Source organism: Glutamicibacter sp. B1 (assembly GCF_039602135.1).
Taxonomy (GTDB): domain Bacteria; phylum Actinomycetota; class Actinomycetes; order Actinomycetales; family Micrococcaceae; genus Glutamicibacter; species Glutamicibacter ectropisis.
In genome coordinates this window covers 2,637,267-2,659,598 of sequence record NZ_CP125942.1, presented here as the reverse complement: position 1 = coordinate 2,659,598, position 22,332 = coordinate 2,637,267, and the positions used below count along the sequence as shown (strand labels likewise).

Annotated in this window: 23 protein-coding genes; 11 read left to right on the top strand and 12 right to left on the bottom strand. The window is 56.0% G+C overall.

The features are described 5' to 3' along the window. Window positions 1-30: 30 nt before the first annotated feature. The 4 genes from dnaK to QMQ05_RS12495 all read left to right on the top strand — a co-directional run bounded on the left by dnaK (window position 31) and on the right by QMQ05_RS12495 (window position 4,080). Window positions 31-1,884, top strand: coding sequence for a molecular chaperone DnaK (gene dnaK / locus QMQ05_RS12510; protein ID WP_345470467.1), 1,854 nt, complete (start codon window positions 31-33; stop codon window positions 1,882-1,884). A 13-nt stretch (window positions 1,885-1,897) separates the two neighbouring features. Beyond that, complete coding sequence (locus QMQ05_RS12505) at window positions 1,898-2,479, top strand: nucleotide exchange factor GrpE (protein WP_334121808.1); 582 nt, start codon at window positions 1,898-1,900, stop codon at window positions 2,477-2,479. Window positions 2,480-2,565: 86 nt separating this feature from the next. Next, window positions 2,566-3,534, top strand: a complete 969-nt coding sequence (locus QMQ05_RS12500; protein ID WP_345470464.1) for a DnaJ C-terminal domain-containing protein — start codon at window positions 2,566-2,568, stop codon at window positions 3,532-3,534. Window positions 3,535-3,711: 177 nt separating this feature from the next. Then, window positions 3,712-4,080, top strand: a complete 369-nt coding sequence (locus QMQ05_RS12495; RefSeq protein ID WP_231733600.1) for a heat shock protein transcriptional repressor HspR — start codon at window positions 3,712-3,714, stop codon at window positions 4,078-4,080. Here the strand turns inward: QMQ05_RS12495 and QMQ05_RS12490 are convergent. Then, window positions 4,077-4,703 carry a GNAT family N-acetyltransferase gene (locus QMQ05_RS12490; protein WP_345470460.1) on the bottom strand — a complete coding sequence of 209 codons (627 nt, stop codon included), beginning with the start codon at window positions 4,701-4,703 and terminating at the stop codon, window positions 4,077-4,079. The two genes, QMQ05_RS12495 and QMQ05_RS12490, sit on opposite strands and share 4 nt — an antisense overlap. 51 nt (window positions 4,704-4,754) lie before the next feature. After that, window positions 4,755-5,612 (bottom strand): tRNA (guanosine(46)-N7)-methyltransferase TrmB, encoded by an 858-nt coding sequence (gene trmB / locus QMQ05_RS12485; RefSeq protein ID WP_345470458.1) that lies wholly within the window; start codon window positions 5,610-5,612, stop codon window positions 4,755-4,757. Window positions 5,613-5,741: 129 nt separating this feature from the next. Between trmB and QMQ05_RS12480 the strand changes: the two genes are divergently transcribed. Next, window positions 5,742-6,152, top strand: a complete 411-nt coding sequence (locus tag QMQ05_RS12480) for a YccF domain-containing protein (protein ID WP_345470456.1) — start codon at window positions 5,742-5,744, stop codon at window positions 6,150-6,152. A gap of 185 nt (window positions 6,153-6,337) precedes the next feature. Beyond that, entirely contained in the window at window positions 6,338-7,420 is a 1,083-nt protein-coding gene (locus tag QMQ05_RS12475; protein WP_345470454.1) for a ribonuclease HI, read from the top strand. Between the two features lie 65 nt (window positions 7,421-7,485). Here QMQ05_RS12475 and QMQ05_RS12470 read toward each other — a convergent pair whose 3' ends face one another. The 3 genes from QMQ05_RS12470 to QMQ05_RS12460 form a co-directional block, all read right to left on the bottom strand. Next, the gene (locus QMQ05_RS12470; RefSeq protein WP_345470452.1) at window positions 7,486-8,670 is read right to left on the bottom strand and encodes a TerC/Alx family metal homeostasis membrane protein; all 1,185 of its coding nucleotides are present in this window, start codon (window positions 8,668-8,670) and stop codon (window positions 7,486-7,488) included. A 272-nt stretch (window positions 8,671-8,942) separates the two neighbouring features. Beyond that, complete coding sequence (locus tag QMQ05_RS12465) at window positions 8,943-9,410, bottom strand: GNAT family N-acetyltransferase (RefSeq protein WP_345470450.1); 468 nt, start codon at window positions 9,408-9,410, stop codon at window positions 8,943-8,945. A 19-nt stretch (window positions 9,411-9,429) separates the two neighbouring features. After that, complete coding sequence (locus QMQ05_RS12460; RefSeq protein WP_345470448.1) at window positions 9,430-9,936, bottom strand: DinB family protein; 507 nt, start codon at window positions 9,934-9,936, stop codon at window positions 9,430-9,432. Between the two features lie 168 nt (window positions 9,937-10,104). On the opposite strand from QMQ05_RS12460, the gene clpB reads away from it, so the two are divergent. Continuing rightward, the gene (gene clpB / locus QMQ05_RS12455; RefSeq protein WP_345470446.1) at window positions 10,105-12,693 is read left to right on the top strand and encodes an ATP-dependent chaperone ClpB; all 2,589 of its coding nucleotides are present in this window, start codon (window positions 10,105-10,107) and stop codon (window positions 12,691-12,693) included. A 65-nt stretch (window positions 12,694-12,758) separates the two neighbouring features. On the opposite strand, the gene QMQ05_RS12450 is transcribed toward clpB, so the two are convergent. Then, window positions 12,759-13,427, bottom strand: a complete 669-nt coding sequence (locus QMQ05_RS12450) for a septum formation family protein (RefSeq protein ID WP_345470444.1) — start codon at window positions 13,425-13,427, stop codon at window positions 12,759-12,761. Window positions 13,428-13,648: 221 nt separating this feature from the next. On the opposite strand from QMQ05_RS12450, the gene QMQ05_RS12445 reads away from it, so the two are divergent. Together QMQ05_RS12445 and QMQ05_RS12440 are read left to right on the top strand one after the other, a co-directional pair. After that, window positions 13,649-13,867 carry a DUF3073 domain-containing protein gene (locus QMQ05_RS12445; protein WP_058255132.1) on the top strand — a complete coding sequence of 73 codons (219 nt, stop codon included), beginning with the start codon at window positions 13,649-13,651 and terminating at the stop codon, window positions 13,865-13,867. 191 nt (window positions 13,868-14,058) lie between these two features. Beyond that, entirely contained in the window at window positions 14,059-14,949 is an 891-nt protein-coding gene (locus QMQ05_RS12440; protein ID WP_345474742.1) for a Sir2 family NAD-dependent protein deacetylase, read from the top strand. Between the two features lie 36 nt (window positions 14,950-14,985). On the opposite strand, the gene QMQ05_RS12435 is transcribed toward QMQ05_RS12440, so the two are convergent. The 6 genes from QMQ05_RS12435 to QMQ05_RS12410 all read right to left on the bottom strand — a co-directional run bounded on the left by QMQ05_RS12435 (window position 14,986) and on the right by QMQ05_RS12410 (window position 19,983). After that, entirely contained in the window at window positions 14,986-15,258 is a 273-nt protein-coding gene (locus tag QMQ05_RS12435; RefSeq protein WP_345470441.1) for a hypothetical protein, read from the bottom strand. A 109-nt stretch (window positions 15,259-15,367) separates the two neighbouring features. After that, a complete protein-coding gene (gene purM / locus QMQ05_RS12430) occupies window positions 15,368-16,507 on the bottom strand; it encodes a phosphoribosylformylglycinamidine cyclo-ligase (RefSeq protein WP_345470439.1) in 1,140 nt (379 codons plus the stop codon). 80 nt (window positions 16,508-16,587) lie between these two features. Further along, window positions 16,588-18,111 (bottom strand): amidophosphoribosyltransferase, encoded by a 1,524-nt coding sequence (gene purF, locus QMQ05_RS12425; protein ID WP_345470437.1) that lies wholly within the window; start codon window positions 18,109-18,111, stop codon window positions 16,588-16,590. Between the two features lie 104 nt (window positions 18,112-18,215). Further along, on the bottom strand, window positions 18,216-18,542 hold the full coding sequence (locus QMQ05_RS12420; protein ID WP_058255031.1) for a hypothetical protein: 327 nt from the start codon (window positions 18,540-18,542) through the stop codon (window positions 18,216-18,218). Between the two features lie 4 nt (window positions 18,543-18,546). Further along, the gene (locus QMQ05_RS12415) at window positions 18,547-18,927 is read right to left on the bottom strand and encodes a sterol carrier family protein (RefSeq protein ID WP_345470434.1); all 381 of its coding nucleotides are present in this window, start codon (window positions 18,925-18,927) and stop codon (window positions 18,547-18,549) included. An 81-nt stretch (window positions 18,928-19,008) separates the two neighbouring features. Then, a complete protein-coding gene (locus tag QMQ05_RS12410; protein ID WP_345470432.1) occupies window positions 19,009-19,983 on the bottom strand; it encodes an asparaginase in 975 nt (324 codons plus the stop codon). Window positions 19,984-20,119: 136 nt separating this feature from the next. On the opposite strand from QMQ05_RS12410, the gene purD reads away from it, so the two are divergent. After that, window positions 20,120-21,406 carry a phosphoribosylamine--glycine ligase gene (purD, locus tag QMQ05_RS12405; protein WP_345474740.1) on the top strand — a complete coding sequence of 429 codons (1,287 nt, stop codon included), beginning with the start codon at window positions 20,120-20,122 and terminating at the stop codon, window positions 21,404-21,406. A gap of 14 nt (window positions 21,407-21,420) precedes the next feature. Beyond that, window positions 21,421-22,326 (top strand): phosphoribosylaminoimidazolesuccinocarboxamide synthase, encoded by a 906-nt coding sequence (locus QMQ05_RS12400; RefSeq protein ID WP_345470431.1) that lies wholly within the window; start codon window positions 21,421-21,423, stop codon window positions 22,324-22,326. The last annotated feature ends 6 nt before the right edge of the window (window positions 22,327-22,332 follow it).

Genomic DNA, 22,332 nt, shown 5'->3' with positions numbered 1-22,332 from the left:
TACTTTCAACCAAGGCAAAGGAGAGCCATTATGTCGCGTGCCGTAGGTATCGACCTAGGAACCACCAACTCCGTAGTTTCCGTGCTCGAAGGTGGTGAGCCAACCGTTATCGCAAACGCGGAAGGCAACCGTACTACCCCGTCGATCGTTGCTTTCTCGAAGAGCGGCGAAGTCCTGGTTGGCGACATCGCCAAGCGCCAGGCAGTGAACAACATCGACCGCACCATCGCATCGGTCAAGCGCCACATGGGCACCGACTGGACCATTGACGTTGATGACAAGAAGTACACCGCGCAGGAAATCTCCGCACGTACCCTGATGAAGCTGAAGAACGACGCCGAGGCTTACCTGGGCGAAAAGGTCACCGACGCAGTGATCACCGTTCCTGCATACTTCAACGACGCTGAGCGCCAGGCCACCAAGGAGGCCGGCGAGATCGCAGGCATGAACGTCCTGCGTATCGTCAACGAGCCAACCGCTGCTGCACTGGCTTACGGCCTGGAAAAGGGCAACGAAGACGAGCTCATCTTGGTCTTCGACCTCGGTGGCGGTACCTTCGACGTCTCCCTGCTCGAAGTTGGCAAGGATGACGACGGCTTCTCCACCATTCAGGTGCGCTCCACCGCTGGTGACAACCGCCTCGGTGGCGATGACTGGGACCAGCGCATCGTAGATTGGCTGCTGGCACAGGCCAAGGCTAAGGGTGCAGACCTGTCCAAGGACAAGATTGCCCTGCAGCGTCTGAAGGAAGCTGCTGAGCAGGCTAAGAAGGAACTGTCCAGCGCTACCAGCACCAACATCTCCCTGCAGTACCTCTCGGTCACCCCAGAAGGCCCAGTGCACCTGGACGAGCACCTCTCGCGTGCAAAGTTCCAGGACCTGACCAAGGACCTGCTGGAGCGTACCCGCAAGCCATTCAACGATGTCATCGCAGAAGCAGGCGTCAAGGTTTCGGATATCGCTCACGTGATCCTCGTTGGTGGTTCCACCCGTATGCCAGCCGTTGCTGAACTGGTCAAGGACCTGGCCGGCAAGGAAGCTAACAAGGGCGTGAACCCAGATGAGGTTGTTGCCGTGGGTGCAGCCTTGCAGGCAGGCGTTCTGAAGGGTGAGCGTAAGGACGTTCTGCTCATCGACGTCACCCCACTGTCCCTGGGTATCGAAACCAAGGGCGGCGTGATGACTAAGCTGATCGAGCGCAACACCGCAATCCCAACCAAGCGTTCGGAGACCTTCACCACCGCTGAAGACAACCAGCCTTCGGTATCCATCCAGGTCTTCCAGGGCGAGCGCGAGTTCACCCGTGACAACAAAGCTCTGGGCACCTTCGAGCTGACCGGTATCGCACCGGCTCCTCGTGGCATCCCGCAGGTTGAGGTCACCTTCGACATTGACGCCAACGGCATCGTGCACGTCTCCGCTAAGGACAAGGGCACCGGTACCGAGCAGTCGATGACCATCACCGGTGGTTCCTCGCTGTCCAAGGATGACATCGAGCGCATGGTTCAGGAAGCTGAAGCACACGCCGAAGAAGACAAGAAGCGCCGTGAGGCAGCTGAGACCCGTAACGCCGCTGAGCAGGCTGCCTACTCCGTAGACAAGCTGATCAAGGACAACGAGGACAAGCTGCCAGAAGAGGTCAAGACCGAGGTTCAGGCCGACGTTGACGCTCTGAAGGCTGCCCTGGAGAAGCAGGACAACGACGACGAGGTCAAGACCGCGTTCGAGAAATTGCAGGCTTCCCAGACCAAACTGGGCGAGGCAATCTACGCTAACGCACAGGCTGAAGGCGCTGCTGCCCCTGAGGGCGAGCAGGCTCCAAACGCTGATGAAGACATCGTCGACGCCGAGGTCATCGACGAAGACGAAGCCGACAAGAAGTAGGGAGTTAGGGAATATGTCCGAGGCACAGGACCAGAACGAAAACTCCGGCCAGGAGCCGGAGAACCAGCAAGAGGCTGCCGAGACGCAGCCAACCGCTGACGCCCTGGGTCAGGCCGAGGCGATCCTGAACGAGGCTGGCGCCGGCGTGGACGACTCAGCTGCACAGCAGGAAGAAGCCAGCGCCGGTGAAGCCGAGCTGCGCAACGACCTACTGCGACTGCAGGCCGAATACGTCAACTACCGCAAGCGCGTTGAGCGTGACCGGGCAGTGGCGCGTGAAAACGCCGTCCAGTCCGTGCTCAACACCCTGCTTCCGGTGCTCGATGACATCGATGCAGCCCGGGCGCATGGGGACTTGACCGACGGCCCGTTCGCTTCGATCGCGAACAAGCTGGACACCATCTTGGCCCAGCATGGTCTGGAGCGCATCAACGAGGCCGGTGTGGAATTTGATCCAAACATCCACGAAGCACTGCTTCGTCAGGCTGTCGCGGATATTCCAGCCGACCACGTAGGGCAGGTGCTGCGCACCGGCTACCGCAAGGGAGCTGTCATCTTGCGTGCAGCTCAGGTGCTGGTAGCAACCGGCGAATAGCCACGAATAACACAATCTGAAACTGCCCACTGCCGAGAGATCGTCAGTGGGCAGTTTCGAATTGGCATTGAAAGGACGGGGCCCTGATGGCAAGTCAGGACTGGATCGAAAAAGACTTCTACGCCATTCTGGGCGTCGCCAAGGACGCCAGCGAGGCGGACATCAAAAAGGCGTACCGCAAACTTGCACGCAAGTACCACCCGGATACCAATCAGGGCGATGCGGCCGCTGAACAAAAATTCAAAGACATTTCCGAAGCGCATTCGGTGCTCGCCGACAAAGAAGAACGCGAGCAGTACGACGCCATCAGCGCCATGGGCTCCGGAGCACGCTTCTCAGCTGGCGGACCGGGCGGAGCACCGGGCGGTCAGGCCGGCTTTGAGGATATCTTCTCCAACCTCTTTGGTGGGGGAGGCTCTGCACGCTCACGCGGTGGACAGCCCGACTTCTCCGACCTCTTCGGCGGGGGCGGTTTTGGCGGCGGTGGTTTCGGCCAGAGCGCACCACCACGTAAGGGCGCTGACCGCACGGCTAATACCTCGATCTCCTTTGCTGGATCCATCAAGGGAACCACCATTGGACTGCGCGAGCAGAACGGCGAAGTCATCGATGTGCGCATTCCCGCGGGCATCAAGGATGGACAGTCCGTCCGCGTGCGTGGCAAGGGCCAAGCCGGAGCTGCTGGCAATGGCGACCTGCTGGTGAAGGTCAAGGTCACCGAGCATCCATTCTTCAAACGCGAAGAGAACAACATCCGCATCCATGTCCCAGTGACCTTTGATGAAGCGGTGCTGGGAGCCAAGATCCACGTGCCAACCTTGGACGGGGAAACGGTAGCGATGAAGGTTCCTGCAGGCTCTAACTCCGGTCGTACTTTACGCCTGAAGGGTCGTGGCGTGAAGACTTCCAAGGCCACCGGCGACTTGCTGATCACCTTGGATGTCGTGATCCCGCAGAATCTGTCCGATGAGGCAAAGAAAGCGGTGGAAGATTTCGCTGCTGCCACGGCAGGCGAAGATCCACGCGCAGACTTGGCTGCCAAAGCCAAACTCTAAATCGGATCGGTTCTTAGCTTCCCCGACATGGCCTCGAAGTGGCATGGCGGGGAAGCTAGACTCAATGACTAGAGGCTCTGTATCTAACAAGCCAAGTAGAAAGGTGGTCGAAGCAACGTGAACGGGGAGTACCTGCGTCCTGTCTTCGTCATTTCTGTCGCCGCTCAACTGGCCGACATGCATCCGCAGACACTACGTCAATATGACCGGATTGGGTTGGTCTCACCAAGCCGTCAGTCCGGTAAACAACGACGCTACTCTCAACGCGATGTTTCTCTGCTCCGCCAAGTACAGGCGTTGAGCAAAGATGGCGTCTCCCTCGAAGGCATCAAACGCATCCTTGAGTTGCAAGACCAGGTTGCCTACCTGCAAACCGAGGTCAACGACCTGCGCAACGAGCTCAGCGCGGTACGTGCCGGTCAAACCCGCATCTTTGCCGCCGGCACCTCCGGGGGAGACGTAGTATCTCTGGCACGCGGTATGCGTCCGGAACGCCGCGAACCGACGGTGACACTGTTTACTACTCGACGGGCTATTGGCCGCTAGATTCGGCCATGGCGTGCTAGCCGCGCCTGTAGGTTGGTTCGCACGGCGGGCCACTCATGCGGAAGAATCGAGAAGATCACGGTATCGCGCAGCGTACCGGTGATCGGATCGTATTTGTGATTGCGCAGGACACCATCCTGTTTGGCCCCCAAACGCGCGATGGCTGCTCGCGAGACTTCGTTGTGCCAGTGCGTGCAGAACGCGACTGAGAAACAATCCAGCTCTTCGAAGGCTCGCTGAAGCAGCATGAATTTTGCTGCAGGGTTGATACCGGTGCCTTGAACCTCAGGGGACAGGTAGGTTGAGCCGATTTCCGCGCGGTGGTTCGACTCATCAATGTTCAGGTATGTGGTGGCACCGACCGCCTTGCCCGTAGACATATCAATAATCGCAAAAGGCGCCATTTCACCAGCCGCCTGCAGGGCCAAGCGCTTCTTGATATCACCGAGCATGTCTTGGGCAGAAGGTACCGAGGTGTACCAGATTTCGTCTAGCCCTCCGGTAGTGACAACCTGTGCTAAGTCATCAGCATGCTCGGGTGAAAGTTGTTCCAACCGCACGCCGGCGTATTCCATCGTGGGCGTCTGCGCGTAGTCATTGATCTCGGATGAGGTAAGGGCCATGGAATCCATCCTATGGATTCCATGGCCCTTACCTGGCGTTAATCTGCGATATTAACCGACACGCGTGTAGGCCAAGTCGAAGACCAGACGTCCAGCTTTGAGTGCCTTGCCTTCAAAACTGGTCAGAATGCGACGTTCAAAGCGCGGTGCCCAGCCACCTTGTTCATCAATGAATTCAGGCTCGGGGTCAAAGCCTTCCATACCCTCGCGGCGAACCTTGGTCAGGTTGCTGGCTTCACCGGCGAGGTTGCCCGGGTGCTGGTTCTGGAAGTCTGCGTGTTCTTCAAGAACTTCACGCATCTGTTCTGCGTAGTTGGACCAGTCGGTGGCCAGACGCAGAGTACCGCCGGGTTTGAGGACCCGGGAGACCTTGTCGAGGAAGGACTTCTTGATCAAGCGACGCTTATGGTGACGAGGTTTGTGCCAAGGGTCGGAGAAGAAGATCCAGATTTCGTCGGCACTATTTTCACCAAGCATCACGTCCAGAACCTCTGGAGCGTTCGCCTGAACGGCACGAACATTGCTAATTCCAAAGGACTCGACCTTCAGCATCAACTGGGCCAGTCCTGGACGATACACCTCAACGGCGAGGTAGTTACGTTCCGGATCATCCTTGGCAGCGTTGGCAATGCACTCGCCTAGACCGGTACCGATTTCAACGACCAATGGTGCGGTACGGCCAAAAGCTTCGGTGGGATCAAGATGGAAGTCATCAGCAACCGAGGTGTCAGCAATCTTGCGTGGAGGCTCAATCACGTACTGATCTGCGTTGCGCTCCCAAGCACTTGCCCGGCGACCTTGCAGGCGGTTTCCACGACGGACAAAAGAGACCGGCTCAGCCCTGAAAAGTGCGGGGTCTCGTGGGGACGACGCCTGGGGTTGCTGCTGTTCTTCGCTCGATTCGCTCATGATGATTAATTCTAGACGAGCATTGGCACTCTCATAGGGCCGATGGATAGGGGATTGGCCACGTGGATCAGGGAAGAATCGGGGATTATCCCTATGGTTCAGTGATGCGAAGTCGGTGAGACTGGTTATATGACTGATTTAGTGCGCGGTATTCTCAACATAATTTGGTTGGTGTTTGGCGGACTTTGGCTCGCCTTGGGATACGTTCTGGCTGGCATCATTTGCTGCCTGCTGATCGTGACCATTCCCTTCGGCATTGCTTCGTTCCGCATCGCAGGTTACGCCCTGTGGCCTTTCGGACGGACGGTGGTTGACCGAGGTCCTGTCGGAGCATTCTCCACCCTGGGCAATGTTATCTGGGTAGTCTTCGCTGGAATTTGGATTGCTATCGGGCACGTCCTCACCGCAATTCCGATGTTCGTATCGATCATTGGTATCCCGCTGGGCATTGCGAACTTGAAAATGATCCCGGTTTCACTGATGCCACTGGGTAAAGTGATTGTCCCATCCGACTACTACATTGCAGGCATGAGGCGCTGAGCAGTCACCGGGACAGTACTCCGGGGTAGAATGACCGATCTGGAACATCTTTCTACAGCGTTCGAGGTCGGCCTTCGTCCATGTCCACAAAGTGCCCTCGGCCGGTGCTGTGTTGTGTAGAGTCAACGCTGTTTACAGGCGCGAGGGTTTCGTAAAGTGTCGGTCTGTATTGAGACCATCGTGGCATGAGCATGAATGTCGTAGACGAAGGTGCATTATTGAGACGCCCGTTGCGTGAAGCGGGACTTCCCCTAGTGCCTGATGCGGAGACCATATCAAAACCGATACATGCCTCGGTCATTTCTTGGACGATGCCTGAAATCGCGGACGATGAAGGTACGGTCCACTACATATTTGTCATCAGTCATGGCGAGGGTAGCTTTAGTTCGCACGTGGGTTCCACCGATGCGCCAGCACCATTGCCAGTCATGTTGCGAGAACTCGAACAACTGGTGGATGAGCATCGTAGCCAAACTTGGATTTGCGTTCCGAACCGATACTTCAACATTGCCCGAGTTTTCTCCGAAAGCGGTTTTGTAGTGACTCGCGGAATTAATCGTATTAATCGTGCGGCGCGAGAAGTGGAAGATCAGGTCCAATACGTCAAAACTTCCCTTGTTCAACGTGCCCGTAGACGAAATCAACTACGGGATAGCCCAAGGCGTGAGCGACATCGAAATCATAATTTGCCTCCACAACAGGAGCCTATCCAGTGGTATCCCGAATACTGGTCAGTCAGTCAGGCCGCGCCCATGCATCTAGAGATTGGCGTCGATGCTTCTGCGGATTTCGACGGTGCTGGTGCTGTGGCTATGATTACTGGGCATGGCGACACCGTGGTGTATGCCGGAGAGTTCTCCGGGCATATAGGAATTCTCGAATTCAGGGCAGTGATCGTTGCCCTTGAGTATTTGCAGAACACCAACGTACATAGCGCCGTAATTCACATTGATTCGTTGGATGCTTACCGCGTCATCGAAAAATTGGTGGGAGCCGGGCGATACCTTGACGGCTATTGTGGAATCAGTGAGGAGCTGTGCGTAGAGTTCTTGACCGCGTGGCAGGCTTGCAGGGCTTCTGTCGAGGTGGTGCGCCATCGAGGCCATGCAGGTTTGAATTACAACGAGGCAGCCGATGAGTTGGCATGGATTGCGCGAATGGCGTCGAGGTATCCTCGCGAAAACGTTGAGCCTGAATTGATTGAACGTATTCAGTCGATTCAGCAATTCATTCAGGACTCCAACCAAAACGCGCTCCTTTCTCACTGAAACTCTGTGAAGAACGAGTAAAGCAGGCGCCCTGATCGGACGCCTGCTTTTGAGCGGTGATTGGGCTAGCTCTTGAGATACTCATCGTGCTGGCGATGAGCTTCTTTAACCTCTTCGCGGATCTTGTCCACGTCCTTGGCCTTGTCGCGGTATTTCTTCTCCATGGTTTTCACCAGCTCTTCCTCGGCTACCAACGCGCGGTAGATACGTTCGCGTTCACCTGCGTCTGCGGTGTAGGTCAGATCGTTGTAGCTTTTAGCGTGTCGGCGAAGGTTGCCGATGGCAGTCTGCGCCTTGCCAGCCTTGCTGAACAAAGACGCCAGGACAGTGACAACAAGGACACCAATAATTACTGTCAGTGAAAATCCAGTGCTGATCTCGATGACTTTAACATGTTCGCCGTTATTGACGAATGGCAGGTTGTTCTCGTGTAGCGCATGCAAGATGAGCTTCACGCCGATGAATGCCAGGATGGCGGCAAGCCCATAGGACAGATAAATGAGGCGGTCGAGTAGCCCATCAAGCAGGAAGTACAGCTGTCGCAGACCCATCAGCGAGAAGGCCGTGGCGGTAAAGACGATGTAGACGTTCTGAGTCAGTCCAAAGATCGCTGGGATCGAATCCAACGCGAATAGAATATCCGTACCACCGATGGCCACCATCACCAACAGCATGGGCGTTAGGACCTTCTTGCCGTCCACTTTGGTGAATAGTTTGTCGCCGTCATAGGTGTCGGTGGTGTGGAAGAGCTTCTTGGCAATGCGGATGATGAAGTTATTTGCTTCATCAGAATCATCGTCTTTCTTCAGCAGGTTTCCTGCAGTCAAGAGCAAGATCAAACCAAAGAGGTAGAACACCCAAGCGAATTGGTTGATCAAGGCAGCGCCAACGAAAATGAAAGCGGTCCGGGCAATCAGCGAAAATACGATGCCGAAGAGCAACACCTTTTGCTGGTCTTCACGCGGGACGCGGAAGCTGGCGATGATGATCAAGAAGACAAAGAGGTTATCAACCGATAACGCCTTTTCCGTGATGTAACCAGCAAAGTATTCGGCGCCCATATCGATGCCACCGAAGATTAAGACGACGATGCCAAACACCAGTGCGATTCCGACATAAAGGCTGGACCAGATCGCTGCTTCTTTAAGGCTGGGTACGTGAGCCTTGCGAATATGGAAAAAATAGTCGAAGGCAAGAAGAGCAAGAACGACGGCCACTGTAATGGCCCAGATTAAAGGAGAAACTTCCATAGGGGTTTCCTACTTTCGTAAGGCGCGCAAGCACGATATCGAGTAAGTCTCTTCACCAGCCCGTAGGCCGGCCGCTAAACCCGGTGGATCTATGAAGATCTACGTATTGACGAGTTTAGCGCTTAGGAATACTCCCTTACATACTTCAAGCCTAACTTGATCTGGTCTATTGAGGAAAGAGGTCCTCTTCAAATTTCGCTGTGATCTGTAATGTACTTCGTTGCCCAACAATTAGATAGCGGTTGAGGGCTTTTCATAGATTCGTAGCAGTATCAAAGTGTTTTTCGCATCTTGATGCTGGTGGTCTCGTAGCCTAAGGATTCGTAGAGTCCGCGAGCCGTTTTGTTGAAACCGAATACATTCAGGCCCAAAGTCTGTCCTCCGTGAGAGCGGGCATAGTCTTCAGCCAAGATCATGGCTTGACGGCCAAAGCCGTGGCCACGGTGCTCTGCTTCAACGACGATGTCCCACACCCACCAGGATGTTGGATCCCCGGAAGTGTCCTGACCGACCCACAAATAGCCAACGTCACCCAAGACTTCGTCTGCCAATGTGAAGACTGCGTTTGTTAAGGTCGCCTGACCTTCAGGAAAAGAGTGTGTCATCGTGCTCTGTGCACTTTCCTTAGCCTGTTCCTCTGGAATGCCTGTCGCGATCAGGTCGGTAATGTATTCGGAAGTGCTTCTACTGAGCCAAGAAGAGAATTTTTCTGATGGTAATGGAATGAGAGTTAGAGCCATATTCGAATCTTATCTTTGACTACGATGCCGAAGGCTTTCGAGCTGCCAGGATCTGTTCTCGCAGAATGTCAGCATGACCGCAGTGTTGAGCCAATTCACGCAACATGTGTAACAACACCCAGCGCACTGGTAGCGGACCACGGCGGTTTCCAGGAAAGATATCGTCTCCTGTTTTCCCCTTAAGCACCTGCCGGGATTCTTCGATAGCCCGAGCGTAGCTGTGTTGTATTGATTCAATGGTGTCGGATGCCTCCAAAACGAAAGATTCGTCTGGAGTGGCAACGAGACCCAAGTCGGATCGGCTCGTACCGGTGGCAGCTTCGCCAAACCAGACTCGTTCCACAAACGTCGCGTGCTTGACCAACCCGAGCAAAGTGGTTTTTGAATCAACCAATTTCGCCCGAGCTTCTGACTCTGAGAGACCATCGAGACATGTCATGAGTATTTGACGGTGCTCATCGATGAACGCCTGGATCATGGAGTGGTCGTCGAGTGAATAAATGTCGGCTGAATCTGGGGTTGCCATGCCTCATCCTAACCTGAAGGGGTGTGAGGAACTTCGCGCCATTGTCCCGTCAATCAAGATCAAAAATTCTTTGAAAATGGTGCTCTGAGTGGAATAAGATGGCTACGTACAGAGTTGAGTTAAGTACACTCAAGTTTATGGGTTCACCCAGTAAGAGAAAGGATGCGCGTGGACACCAAACTCACCACCAAGAGCCAGGAGGCTCTCTCAGCTTCCGGTATGAACGCCTCGACAGCAGGTAATCCGCAGATCGAACCTGCGCATCTACTCAAGTCTCTACTGGATCAGCGGGACTCCGTAGCTGTTGCCCTGCTGAAAACGGCTGGGCTTGATGTTGATGCACTTTCCGTCCAGGCAAGCGCGGCAATCAACTCATTGCCTTCAACCTCAGGTAACTCTGTAGCTCAGGCACAGTTCTCCCGTCAGTTGTTGCAGGTCGTCAGCAACGCTCAGGAAACTGCGACAGAAATGGGCGACACCTATGTTTCCACCGAACACCTTTTGATTGCTCTCGCCGCAGACCAGACCAAGGCCGGCGAAGCAATGCGAGAGTTCGGAGCAACGCGGGAACTACTTGTCGGAACTCTGCCCACCATCCGTGGAGACCGCAAGGTAGATAACCCGAACCCCGAGGCCACTTTCCAGTCCCTGGAGAAGTTTGGCACCGACATGACCGCGCTCGCCCGTGCCGGCAAGCTGGACCCCGTCATTGGACGTGACCGCGAAATTCGGCGCGTAGTACAGGTGCTCTCTCGCCGTACCAAAAACAATCCAGTGCTCATCGGTGAACCAGGCGTAGGTAAGACTGCCGTCGTTGAAGGTCTGGCCCAGCGAATGATCGCCGGTGACGTTCCGGAGTCGTTGCGTGGCAAGACGCTGATCTCCCTGGATCTGGGCGCTATGGTCGCAGGCGCCAAGTACCGCGGTGAATTTGAGGAGCGTCTCAAGGCAGTGCTGGAAGAGATCAAGTCCTCGGATGGTCAGATCGTGACATTCATTGACGAGATCCACACCGTCGTTGGAGCCGGTGCTTCCGAAGGTGCCATGGACGCGGGCAATATGCTCAAGCCCATGCTGGCGCGTGGTGAGCTGCGGTTGATCGGTGCAACCACCCTGGATGAGTACAGGGAGAACATCGAGAAGGACCCAGCGCTGGAACGTCGTTTTGCGCAGGTGTACGTAGGGGAGCCAAGCGTTGATGACACTATCGCCATCCTGCGTGGGCTGAAGGAACGCTACGAAGCTCACCACAAGGTGTCCATCGCTGACTCCGCCTTGGTAGCTGCTGCCTCCCTGTCTAATCGCTACATCTCGGGACGGCAACTACCAGATAAAGCCATCGACCTTGTTGATGAAGCCGCCAGCCGCCTGCGCATGGAGATTGACTCTGCCCCGGAGGAAATCGATGAGCTGCGCCGTGAGGTGGACCGGCTGACAATGGAAGAACTGGCGCTGTCCGATGAGACAGATCCAGCCTCCGTGGAACGCCTAGAAGCCCTGCGCAAGGACATGGCCGACAAGAAGGAAAAGCTCGATGCGATGAACTCGCAGTGGGAGTCCGAGAAAGCTGGCCTGAACCGTGTTGGTGATCTAAAGGTCAAGCTCGATGAGCTTCGTGGGCAGGCAGAGAAGGCTCAACGTGAAGGTGACCTAGAAAAGGCCTCCCGGCTGCTCTACGGCGAGATCCCCGCTCTGCAGAAGGAGCTAGACGCTGCTGCTGCAGCTGAGGCGGATCGCTCTGCTCAACCGAGCATGGTTGCCGAGGAGGTTACCGCGGATGACATCGCTGAAGTGATTTCGGCCTGGACCGGCATCCCAGCTGGGCGCATGTTGCAGGGTGAAAGCCAGAAGCTGCTGGATATGGAAGAGATCATCGGTCAACGACTGATGGGCCAGAAGCAGGCTGTGGCTGCCGTCTCTGATGCAGTGCGTCGAACTCGAGCTGGGATCGCGGATCCGAACCGACCCACCGGTTCATTCCTCTTCCTAGGACCTACCGGCGTAGGCAAAACCGAGCTGGCGAAGTCCTTGGCTGACTTCTTGTTCGATGACCCCCGGGCCATGGTGCGTATCGACATGTCGGAATACTCCGAGAAGCACGCGGTCTCTCGACTAGTTGGTGCCCCTCCGGGATACGTCGGATATGAAGAGGGCGGACAGCTCACCGAGGCTGTGCGTCGTCGCCCATACTCGGTGATCCTGCTCGACGAGGTCGAGAAGGCTCACCCAGAAGTCTTCGATATCTTGCTACAGGTGCTCGATGATGGACGTCTCACGGACGGACAGGGTCGCACGGTGGACTTCAGGAATACCATCCTGATCCTCACCTCCAACCTGGGCTCGCAGTTCTTGGTGGATCCAACCTTGGACGACGATGCTAAGAAGAATTCGGTGATGAATGTCGTCAACGCGTCATTCAAACCGGAATTCTTGAATCGTCTGGACGAGGTGATCCTCTTTGACCCGTTGAGCATTGAAGAGCTGGGCAATATCGTCAAGCTACAGATCGACTTGCTCTCCGAACGTCTGGCAGAACGCCGGTTGACCCTGGACGTGGATCAGGCTGCTAGTGAGTGGCTAGCACTAACCGGTTACGACCCAGCCTATGGGGCTCGACCACTGCGTCGTCTTGTGCAGCGCGAGATCGGAGACCGGCTGGCCAAGGAGATCCTTGCCGGCGCGGTGCAGGACGGGGACACCGTTCAAGTCTCACTGGATGAACTAGGCGACCAGCTGAAAGTTCAAAGGAAGAGCTAGTTACGAGAAACGAGGGTGTGAACAGAAATCTGTTCACGCCCTCGTTTTCATGTATTGAAATCTAATTAGCTCTCATTTGTTTCCTCAGCCTTTGGGCTTTCTTCATCAGAAGTTTCATCTTTAGATTTCGTAGCATCGTCATTTGTTGCGTCATCTGACGCATTTGCAGGCAAAAGAGAGGTACGGACATTTCCCTCAGACAGACTCAAGAAACAAGAAACAGCACGGTCACCCTGTCCCCAGGTGCTCTCTGAAGGGCGTGAGAAATGGTAAGTCCAAGTGGAATCCAACCCCGCGCTCGGGTCCAAGGAGACTGACTTGCATAGGTCTTCTGACTGGTTCAGTAGTTCCGTGGCACCAGGGTAGTTAGTACCCGAGACTTCAAAAGAACCGATCATCTGAGCGTTATGCGCCGAGTCGCAAGTAACCACAGTCTGGGTATCTAGAGGCGAAGTAAAGCCGCGCAGACAATCACCCAACTGCAGCTGAGCAGGGGGCATTTCGGTGGCAATAATCCCGTCCAGACCGGGGTTTTCGTTGCGTTCAACGTTGTTCGCAACGGGCGAAGCCGGGGGATCTATGATGCGCAACACCACGAAGACCACGGCGGCGGCCAGTGCCAGGACGGCAATGATCAATAGGGCCCATTGGCCTCCGCGCCGCTTGGGCTTTTCTGGTTCGGGCTGCAACGGCGGTAAAGCCGCCTGCGGCTCGGGCAGATTTTCTTCCACCACCTGCTGAGCTCCTTCAGAGTCGGGGCGTTCATTTAATAGCCAGCTCAATACATAGTCGTTGGACTAATTGACAGTCTAGCGGTATCGGCGAGTGTTGCGTTCAGCGCTCGCCGGTGAATCATGTTAACCTTTAATTACGAAAGAACTGATCACATATTCGGGGGCCTTCATCTAATTAGATGGACCACCTCCCGACTCTACTGAAAAGAGGGGGTCACGCCATGGGGCGCGGCCGTCAAAAGGCTAAAGCACAGCGTCAGGCGCGAGACATTAAGTACTACTCGCCGTCTACCGACCTTTCGGCACTCGAACGCGAGTTGGGCGTTCGGTCCGAACATCATGCTCAGAACACCGAGCGTAATGATTCATCGTATGACGAAGAATATTCGGAATACGACGAGCTGACTAAGAAGTACTCGCGAGACGACGACGAGGATTAATATCCTTTTCTGAGGCCGGGAGTTTTTGGCTCGGAGTGCCACACCTAGGTAACGAAGTGGTACAGCTCTTCAGTACATTTTGCGACATGCCGCAACGACTAAGCTAAATTAGCTATTAGTCGTTGCGGCCTTTGTCGTGTCCAACAAGCATGAGGTGGAACGTGAGTAGCAAAGAAGAGTTAGCCATCCAGATGGCGCATCACTCGGCGATTCGCTCAATGCAACGCATCGTGGAGCAACAAGCTCCGGCTTCGCCAGAGGACGAAGCACGTGCTGGGGTGCAACAATTACTTGATGAGGGCGATGTACTGGTGGTCACCGGTGCCGGAGTCTCTACGGACTCCGGAATTCCGGATTACCGAGGCCCTAACGGCTCCCTGCAACGCCACCGTCCCATGACCTATCAGGAATTCCGCCATCGCCCAGAGGCGCGCCAACGCTACTGGGCCCGCGGCTATGTTGGCTGGCGCCACATGGACAAAGCCGAGCCAAACCAGATCCACCGACGCCTGGTGCAGTGGGAACAAGAAGGCAAGATCACTGGGATCATCACACAAAACGTGGATGGTCTGCACCAGCAAGCTGGATCGCAACGAGTCATTCCAGTTCACGGGGATCTATCCACCGTTCGTTGCCTGAACTGTGGTTACAGTGAAGACCGTCGCGACTTCGACATCCGCCTTGAGGCAGCTAATAAGGGCTATCTTGAAGCGGTCGAAATTGATCCTTCAGCGGTGAACCCAGATGGTGACGTGGAGTTGCCACAACACTTGATTGACCAGTTCGTGATGGTTCGTTGCCTGAACTGTGGTTCCTACGCGCTGAAACCCGACGTGGTGTACTTCGGGGAGAGCGTTCCTGCGGAGCGCAAAGAACTCATGGCTGCGCTCGAAGCCGAATCGAAGGCACTGCTAGTCCTTGGATCATCCTTGGCCGTCATGAGTGGATACAAAGTCCTGCTGAATTTCGTTAAACGTGAATTACCGGTGGCGCTGATCACCAACGGTCACGTGCGAGGAGAGCAAAAAGCTACGTGGCGCTGGCGAGTTCCGTTGGAGACGGCGCTAAGCCAACTGGACTAGAGCTATTGCTGTGCGGCCATGTTGCTTTGCCGAGAACTAGTCCAGCTTGCCGAACTGACCTATCTCGTCTGGGGAGACCTTGACTGGCCTAGACGACATGATGAGAAGCACAATTCCGACAGCAAAAACGGCGAGAGCAAATCCTAACAGCGTGCTGTCTTGAGAAGTTGCTGGGCACCCTGCGGAGCTATCATCAATATCTGGGCAACTACGCCATGGCTGTAGAAACATGACACCGCTACCAAGACCGCCGGCGCAGATCAGCACAAGCCCTAGGTAGAGCCGAATTGTCTTTTTGGACAAGCTCATGGTTCATTCATACCTGATCATCAACAACGCAAGAATTGCTCTGGTTAAATGACTACTGCGTCGCACCGAAACTCGGTGCGACGCAGTATCATACCTGCAGGTGCGGTGACTACTTGGCGTAGGCTCCGGTCAGCAGCACAGCGCCACCGTCCACGCCCTTGGCGCCCTGAACGAAGTCCAAACCAGCCTCGGAAGCCGATGGATCCAGGTTCTCAACCTGACCCATGACCCAAGCGCCCATGCCAGCCTTGTTCAGCAGCTGCACAGCACGATCAGCAACTTCCTGATCAACGATGGCTACCATGCCAACACCGAGGTTCAGGGTACGCTCCAGATCCGGCTGAGGCACGTTGCCCAACTGCGCGATGGTGGAGAATACTGCAGGCAGTGCCCAGGTGGAGCGGTCTACGCGAGCCATCAGACCCTGTGGCAACACTCGAGCTAGGTTGGCGGCCAAACCGCCACCGGTGACGTGGCTGAAGCCATGCACACCGAAGTTCTCACCGTCGTTCAGTTCACCGATCAGATCCAAGCAAGCGCTGGTGTAAATGCGGGTCGGAACCAAGAGTTCCTCGCCCAAAGTCTTGCCGAATTCAGCAACCTCGCGGTCCAGTTCCCACTTGGCGTGTGCAATCACGCGACGCACCAGCGAGTAACCGTTAGAGTGAATGCCCGAGGAAGCCATGCCGATCACGACATCGCCAGCCTTGACGCGCTCTGGGCCCAGCAGCTGATCCGCTTCGATGACACCGGTGGCAGCACCGGCAACATCGTATTCGTCTTCTGCCAATAGGCCCGGGTGCTCAGCGGTCTCGCCGCCGACCAGCGCGGTGCCAGCGAGCTGGCAACCCTCGGCGATACCGCGCACGATGTCAGCGATACGCTCCGGGACGACCTTGCCGGTGGCGATGTAGTCGGTCATGAACAGTGGCTTGGCACCCACTACGACGATGTCATCAACCACCATGCCGACCAGGTCCTGGCCGATGGTGTCGTGGATATCAAGCTTCTGGGCGATAGCTACCTTGGTGCCCACACCGTCGGTGGAGGTGGCCAGATAAGGCTTCTTGTAACCGGTCAGGAAGGAGACATCAAAAAGCCCGGCGAAACCGCCAACGCCACCGACGACACCCGAAGTATGCGTGGCCTTGATCGCGCCCTTCATCAATTCAACGGCACGGTCACCGGCCTCAACGTCAACGCCGGCACCGGCATAAGTGATGGAAGTTGGCTGATCATTGCCGCTCATGGCAGAGGGTTCCTTTTCTGTCGTGAGCACCGGTTCTCCGGTGCCGCTTGCAACGAGGTAAGTGGGGGTGGAGGGTCGGTTTAGCTGACGTTTTCGAATTCGGAATCTGGACCGGGCTCGCAACCTGGCTGGTTGCTACGCTCCAGCAGGTTCTTACCGCGACGTTCCTCATTAGGCAGCGCGATCGGGTAGTCGCCGGTGAAGCACGCGGTGCACAGGCGTTCGCGTGGCTGACGGGTGGCTTCAATCATGCCGTCTTCGGAGATGTAGGCCAGGGAATCTGCACCAATGGAGGTAGCAATCTCATCCACTGCAGCACCGTTAGCGATCAGCTCGGCGCGTGAGGCGAAGTCGATGCCGTAGAAGCATGGCCACTTCACCGGTGGGGAGGAGATCTTCACGTGGACCTCGGCCGCGCCGGCTTCACGCAGCATGCGCACCACGGCGCGCTGGGTATTACCGCGCACGATGGAGTCATCGACTACGACAACACGCTTGCCGCGCAAGACGGTTTCAAGGGCGTTGAGCTTGAGCTTGATACCCAGTTGACGCAGCGTCTGTGATGGCTGAATGAAGGTACGACCCACATAGGCGTTCTTCACAAAACCGTGGGTGAACGGAATGCCGGATTCCTCGGCGTAACCAATGGCAGCTGGGGTGCCGGATTCTGGCACGGGGATGACGATGTCAGCTTCCGCGTTATTCTCGCGGGCCAACTGGCGGCCCATCTCCACACGGGATTCGTAAACCGAACGGCCGGCAATGGCAGCATCCGGACGAGCGAGGTAAACATACTCGAAGACACAACCCTTAGGGGTTGCTTCTGCGAAGTGAGTGGAGCGAACGCCGTTTTCATCGATGGCGATCATTTCGCCTGGCTCGATTTCACGAATGAATGATGCACCCACGGTAGCTAGTGCAGGCTGCTCGGAGGCAACAACCCAGCCACGGTTCAAACGGCCCAGCACCAGCGGACGTACGCCGTGTGGGTCGCGCGCTGCGTAGAGGGTGTCTTCGTTCATGAACACGAAGCAGAAAGCGCCCTGGATCTTTGGAAGCAGTTCCATGGCGGTCTCTTCCAACGACTGGCCTTCAGCGCCTGCCAGCAGTGCGGTGACCAAGGCGGTGTCGGTGGTGTTGCCCTGAGCGATTTCGCCGCGGACCTTGCCGCCTTCGGCCTGTTGCTTAGCGGTTACCATGTCGGCCAGGTCAGCCGAGTTGGTGAGGTTACCGTTGTGCGCCAGGGCGACGGTGCCGGTCTGGGTTGGCCCCAAGGTTGGCTGCGCGTTGGCCCAGTGGCTGGCACCGGTGGTGGAGTAACGGCAGTGGCCAACAGCCAACTGTCCGTGCATGGAGTTCAGGGTGTTCTCATCGAATACCTGAGAGACCAGGCCCATGTCCTTGTAGACATTGATGCGGGCGCCATCGCTGGTAGCGATACCAGCTGATTCCTGTCCGCGGTGCTGAAGTGCGTAGAGTCCGTAGTAGGTAAGTTTTGCAACCTCTTCGCCAGGAGCCCAAACGCCGAAAACGCCGCATTCATCCTGCGGCCCCTTCTCGCCTGGAAGCAGGTCGTGATTTAAGAGTCCGTCGCCACGCGCCATGTCAGTTATTCTCTCATGTTCTGGATTGGTCGACACCGACCGTTTGTGTGGTGGTGGCAGCCATGTGCGCGGCCGCCCGCTTTTCAGGGGAAGGGAAAAGCTGCCTAGCCTTGTTGTCCGCTGGAGTCAGTATCCTCGGCCAGAGGAACTGCCAGATGCTTAGTGGATTTACGTGAGGTGAAGCGATCGATGATCACAAACACCAACGCTCCGATACCCACCCCTAGTCCAGCACCGAACATTGCAAAGAATCCGGAAGCTGATGCACGGGTGTACTCCTGCGAGGGTTCGCCAAGCAAACCAATGACCAATCCAATCAGTGCGCCGAGTACGGCGAAGGTCAAAATGAATGGCCAAAACTTGGGTGCCGAGTGAATTTGCACTTCGACACTTTGATCTGCAGATGTCGGGGTAGCGGGGTGTTGCTCCATACCCTTAAGGGTACTCAATAAGTGGTAGGTGCGCGGACAAGTCTGCCCTAAGTCCGGAGGCATGCAATTGCCCAGTTTGTAATGCTTCGGGCCACGAGGTTCGCCCTGTAGCTAGTGAAAGCCAGAGTTCAGCAGGCATTTCGACTACATTTGGTGGGGTGCCGCGGGTATGTCGTGGCCCAGCTATGCACTGAGTCACACCAAAGGGCGGAACGCGCACCTCAACCGAATTGCCCTCGGCACGAGAGGCTAATTCTTCCAGCAAGTAGCGAACTGCCATTGCCATGACAGGACGAGCTATTTTTCCTTGTCCTTGCGTGGTTCCAGCCCACTCGCGCACCGCTGCACGCCCACTGGTTTCATCGACGCGTCGCTTGATTGCCATTCGGTGATGTATCTCTTTCTTTCGATGACATAAAACTGTCATATTCGACTGAAATCGTGCTTGGAAGCCGACCTATAAGATTCAGAAATCTATCCCAGTCAACTGTAGTTCAGGTGCGCGTGCCCCAACATTCGTTCCCTGAGGTTGAAACCGCTGACGTAAATCAAAATGGTCAGCGTCATTGATGGCTGAAAATTTATGCAATAAGGATAGTGCTAGAAGATCGGTTCCGCGCGAAGATCCGTCGAGCATCTTGATGGCCACTGTCACCGAGTTGGGAGCGGCCATGACAAGCACGCCTTCAGCGCCAAGCTTGGCGATGGCACCGGTTTGTTTGATGACTTCGGTATTGGGATGTCCCTGTCCGCGAACCGCCCAGGGGTGTAATCGCATTGCGGTGACGACGCGCCGGGCTGCTGGCTCTTGAGAAATGATCAACTGCTGGAATCCTTGTGCAAGACTCATCAAAGACATCTGAACTGCTGGCGCACCACAACCATCAACACCGGTGAACGGTAGCGGACCACAATATTCTTCGAGGACTTGACTCGCCATCTTTTGAACCGGGTGTTCTGGATCTAGATAGTTTGAGGTGCGCTCACCCATGGCTTTCGCTGCGAGCAGGAACCCAGCATGCTTTCCCGAACAGTTGAAAGCCAATGTGGACTTCGGCAGGTTCTCAAGTGTCATTTGAGTTCGAGTCGCTGAATCAACCGGCCACGAGTCTGGGCACTGTAGGTCAGATGAGCTTAGTCCTACCGAGTCGAGCATTCGCCTAGCCACGTCTTGGTGAGCGAAGGTGCCAATGTGGCTGGCGCAGGCCAAAGCCACTTGTTCATCGTTCAGTACAGCGCCACAGCGTATTGAGGCGATGGCTTGAAATGGTTTCACCGCAGAGCGAGGGAAAACCAAAGCATCGGGGTTGCCCAGCGATAAGAGCGGAGACCTGTCTGTGCCCAGAACTACGGCGATGCCGTAGTGCCGGGACTCGGTGATGCCGTTTCGACGCACCTGCACTAGCTGCGCGCAATCAGAAATATCCAGTGGCCGATCCATCTCTTCAGTTTATTCATGACAACCGAACATTGGCCTGTTTCAGTGGCAAGAAGAGTCGCTGATGCAGTCAACAGCACATGTTCTGGCGATGTCATAGACACGATTGACCATCGATTTCTCCGGTAAACTCGGGCGAGTGAAGGTACTGGTTATTGGCCCAGGCGGCCGTGAGCATGCAATTGTCCGAGCACTCAGTGCAGACCCCTACGTCAAAGAAGTCCATTGCGCCCCCGGCAACGCCGGCATCGCACAAGACGTCACTACCCACAACATCGACGCGCAGGATCCTGCCGCTGTTCTCGAACTCGCTCGCGAACTGGCCAGTGAACTCGTCGTTGTTGGCCCCGAAGCCCCACTAGCAGCCGGTGTCGCCGATGCCCTGATTGAAGCGGGTATTCCAGTCTTTGGTCCAACCAAGGCTGCTGCGCAACTGGAAGCCTCAAAGGCGTTTGCCAAGAACGTCATGGCTGCCGCAGAAGTGCCCACCGCGATGGCCCACGTGGCCACCAATCGTGACGAGGCCGCCAGCGCTCTGGATGATTTTGGTGCACCTTATGTGGTGAAAGACGATGGTCTGGCCGCTGGTAAGGGTGTCGTAGTGACCTCTGACCGTGATGAAGCACTGGAGCACGCTGAAGCTTGCTTTGCAGCCGGAGGCACCGTAGTCATCGAAGAATTCCTCGATGGCCCAGAAGTTTCGCTGTTTGTTATTTGTGATGGCAAGCATGCCGTTCCGCTCTCACCTGCCCAGGACTTCAAGCGCATCTTCGATAATGATGAAGGTCCCAACACCGGCGGAATGGGTGCCTACTCACCGCTTGAGTGGCTCCCAGAGAACTTTGTCGAAGAAGTCATGGATCGTGTCGCCTACCCAACCCTGCGCGAAATGGAAAAGCGCGGCACCCCATTCACCGGTGTGCTGTACTGCGGCTTGGCGGTCACCAAGCGTGGTATTCGAGTTATTGAATTCAATGCTCGCTTTGGTGATCCAGAAACCCAGGCAGTACTGGCTCGACTCAAGACCCCATTGGGTGGCATTTTGCTGGCTGCTGCTAAGGGGCAGCTGGATGATGCAGAACAGCTGAATTGGTCGCCACAGACCGCAGTGGATGTAGTCATCGCCGCTGAGAACTACCCAGACACCCCAGTGAAGGGCGCGGTGATCTCCGGGTTGGAGGCAGCGAACGCACTGGAAGGCGTTCACGTGATGCACGCTGGCACCTCAGCCGATGCTGAGGGCAACGTGATCGTTTCTGGCGGACGAGTGTTGGCTGTGGTTGGTCTGGGAGATGACCTCGCAGCAGCTCGCAAGGCCGCCTACGCCGGTGTCGCCGAGATCAGCTGGGATGGTGCACAGTCGCGCACCGACATCGCGTTGAAGGCCGAACGCGGCGAAATTGTCGTCGCTGACCAAAGCAAGTAGAGGACGAAATAGTTATGGCAGGATTCCAGACCGAAGTACTCGACCTTGAAGGTTGGGACCACTTCTACTCCGGCAAGGTTCGTGACCTCTACGTGCCAGCAGGCACGAGCTTCGAGGAAACCGACAGAGTACTTGTTGTCGCTTCGGACCGCATTAGCGCCTTCGACTTTGTGCTCACCAGCGAGATTCCGGACAAGGGTAAGGTTCTCACCCAGCTGAGCCTGTGGTGGTTTGAACAGCTTGGCGACTTCGCCAATCACGTGATCTCCACCGACGTTCCAGCAGCCGTGGCCGGCCGTGCGATGGTCTGCAAGAAGCTGGAAATGTACCCGATTGAGTGCATCGCTCGTGGTTACCTCACCGGCTCTGGCTTGGCCGAATACAAGGTTTCCAAGACCGTATGCAGCCTGCCATTGCCCGACGGCTTGGTAGATGGTTCCCGCCTAGAACCAGCGTTGTTCACCCCCTCGGCTAAGGCCGAGGTAGGGGAGCACGACGAGAACATCACCTACGAGCAGACCGTTGAGCGCGTTGGCAATGATGTGGCTGAAGCCCTCCGGGAGAAGACCGTCGCTCTTTATGAGCAGGCAGAACATATTGCTCGTGCTCGCGGCATCATTCTGGCCGACACCAAGGTTGAATTCGGTGCTGATCCTGTCACCGGCGAAATCACCCTAGGCGATGAGGTACTGACCCCAGACTCTTCACGCTTCTGGGACGCCGCTGCTTATGAGCCAGGACAGGCCCAGCCAAGCTTCGACAAGCAGTTTGTGCGTGACTGGTTGACCAGTGACGCCTCGGGCTGGGATAAGAACTCTGGCGAGCAGCCTCCACAGCTACCAGCCGAGATCGTAGAGAAGACTCGCGCACGGTACATCGAAGCTTATGAGCGTCTCACCGGTCTAAGCTTCAGCGCGTAAAACTCT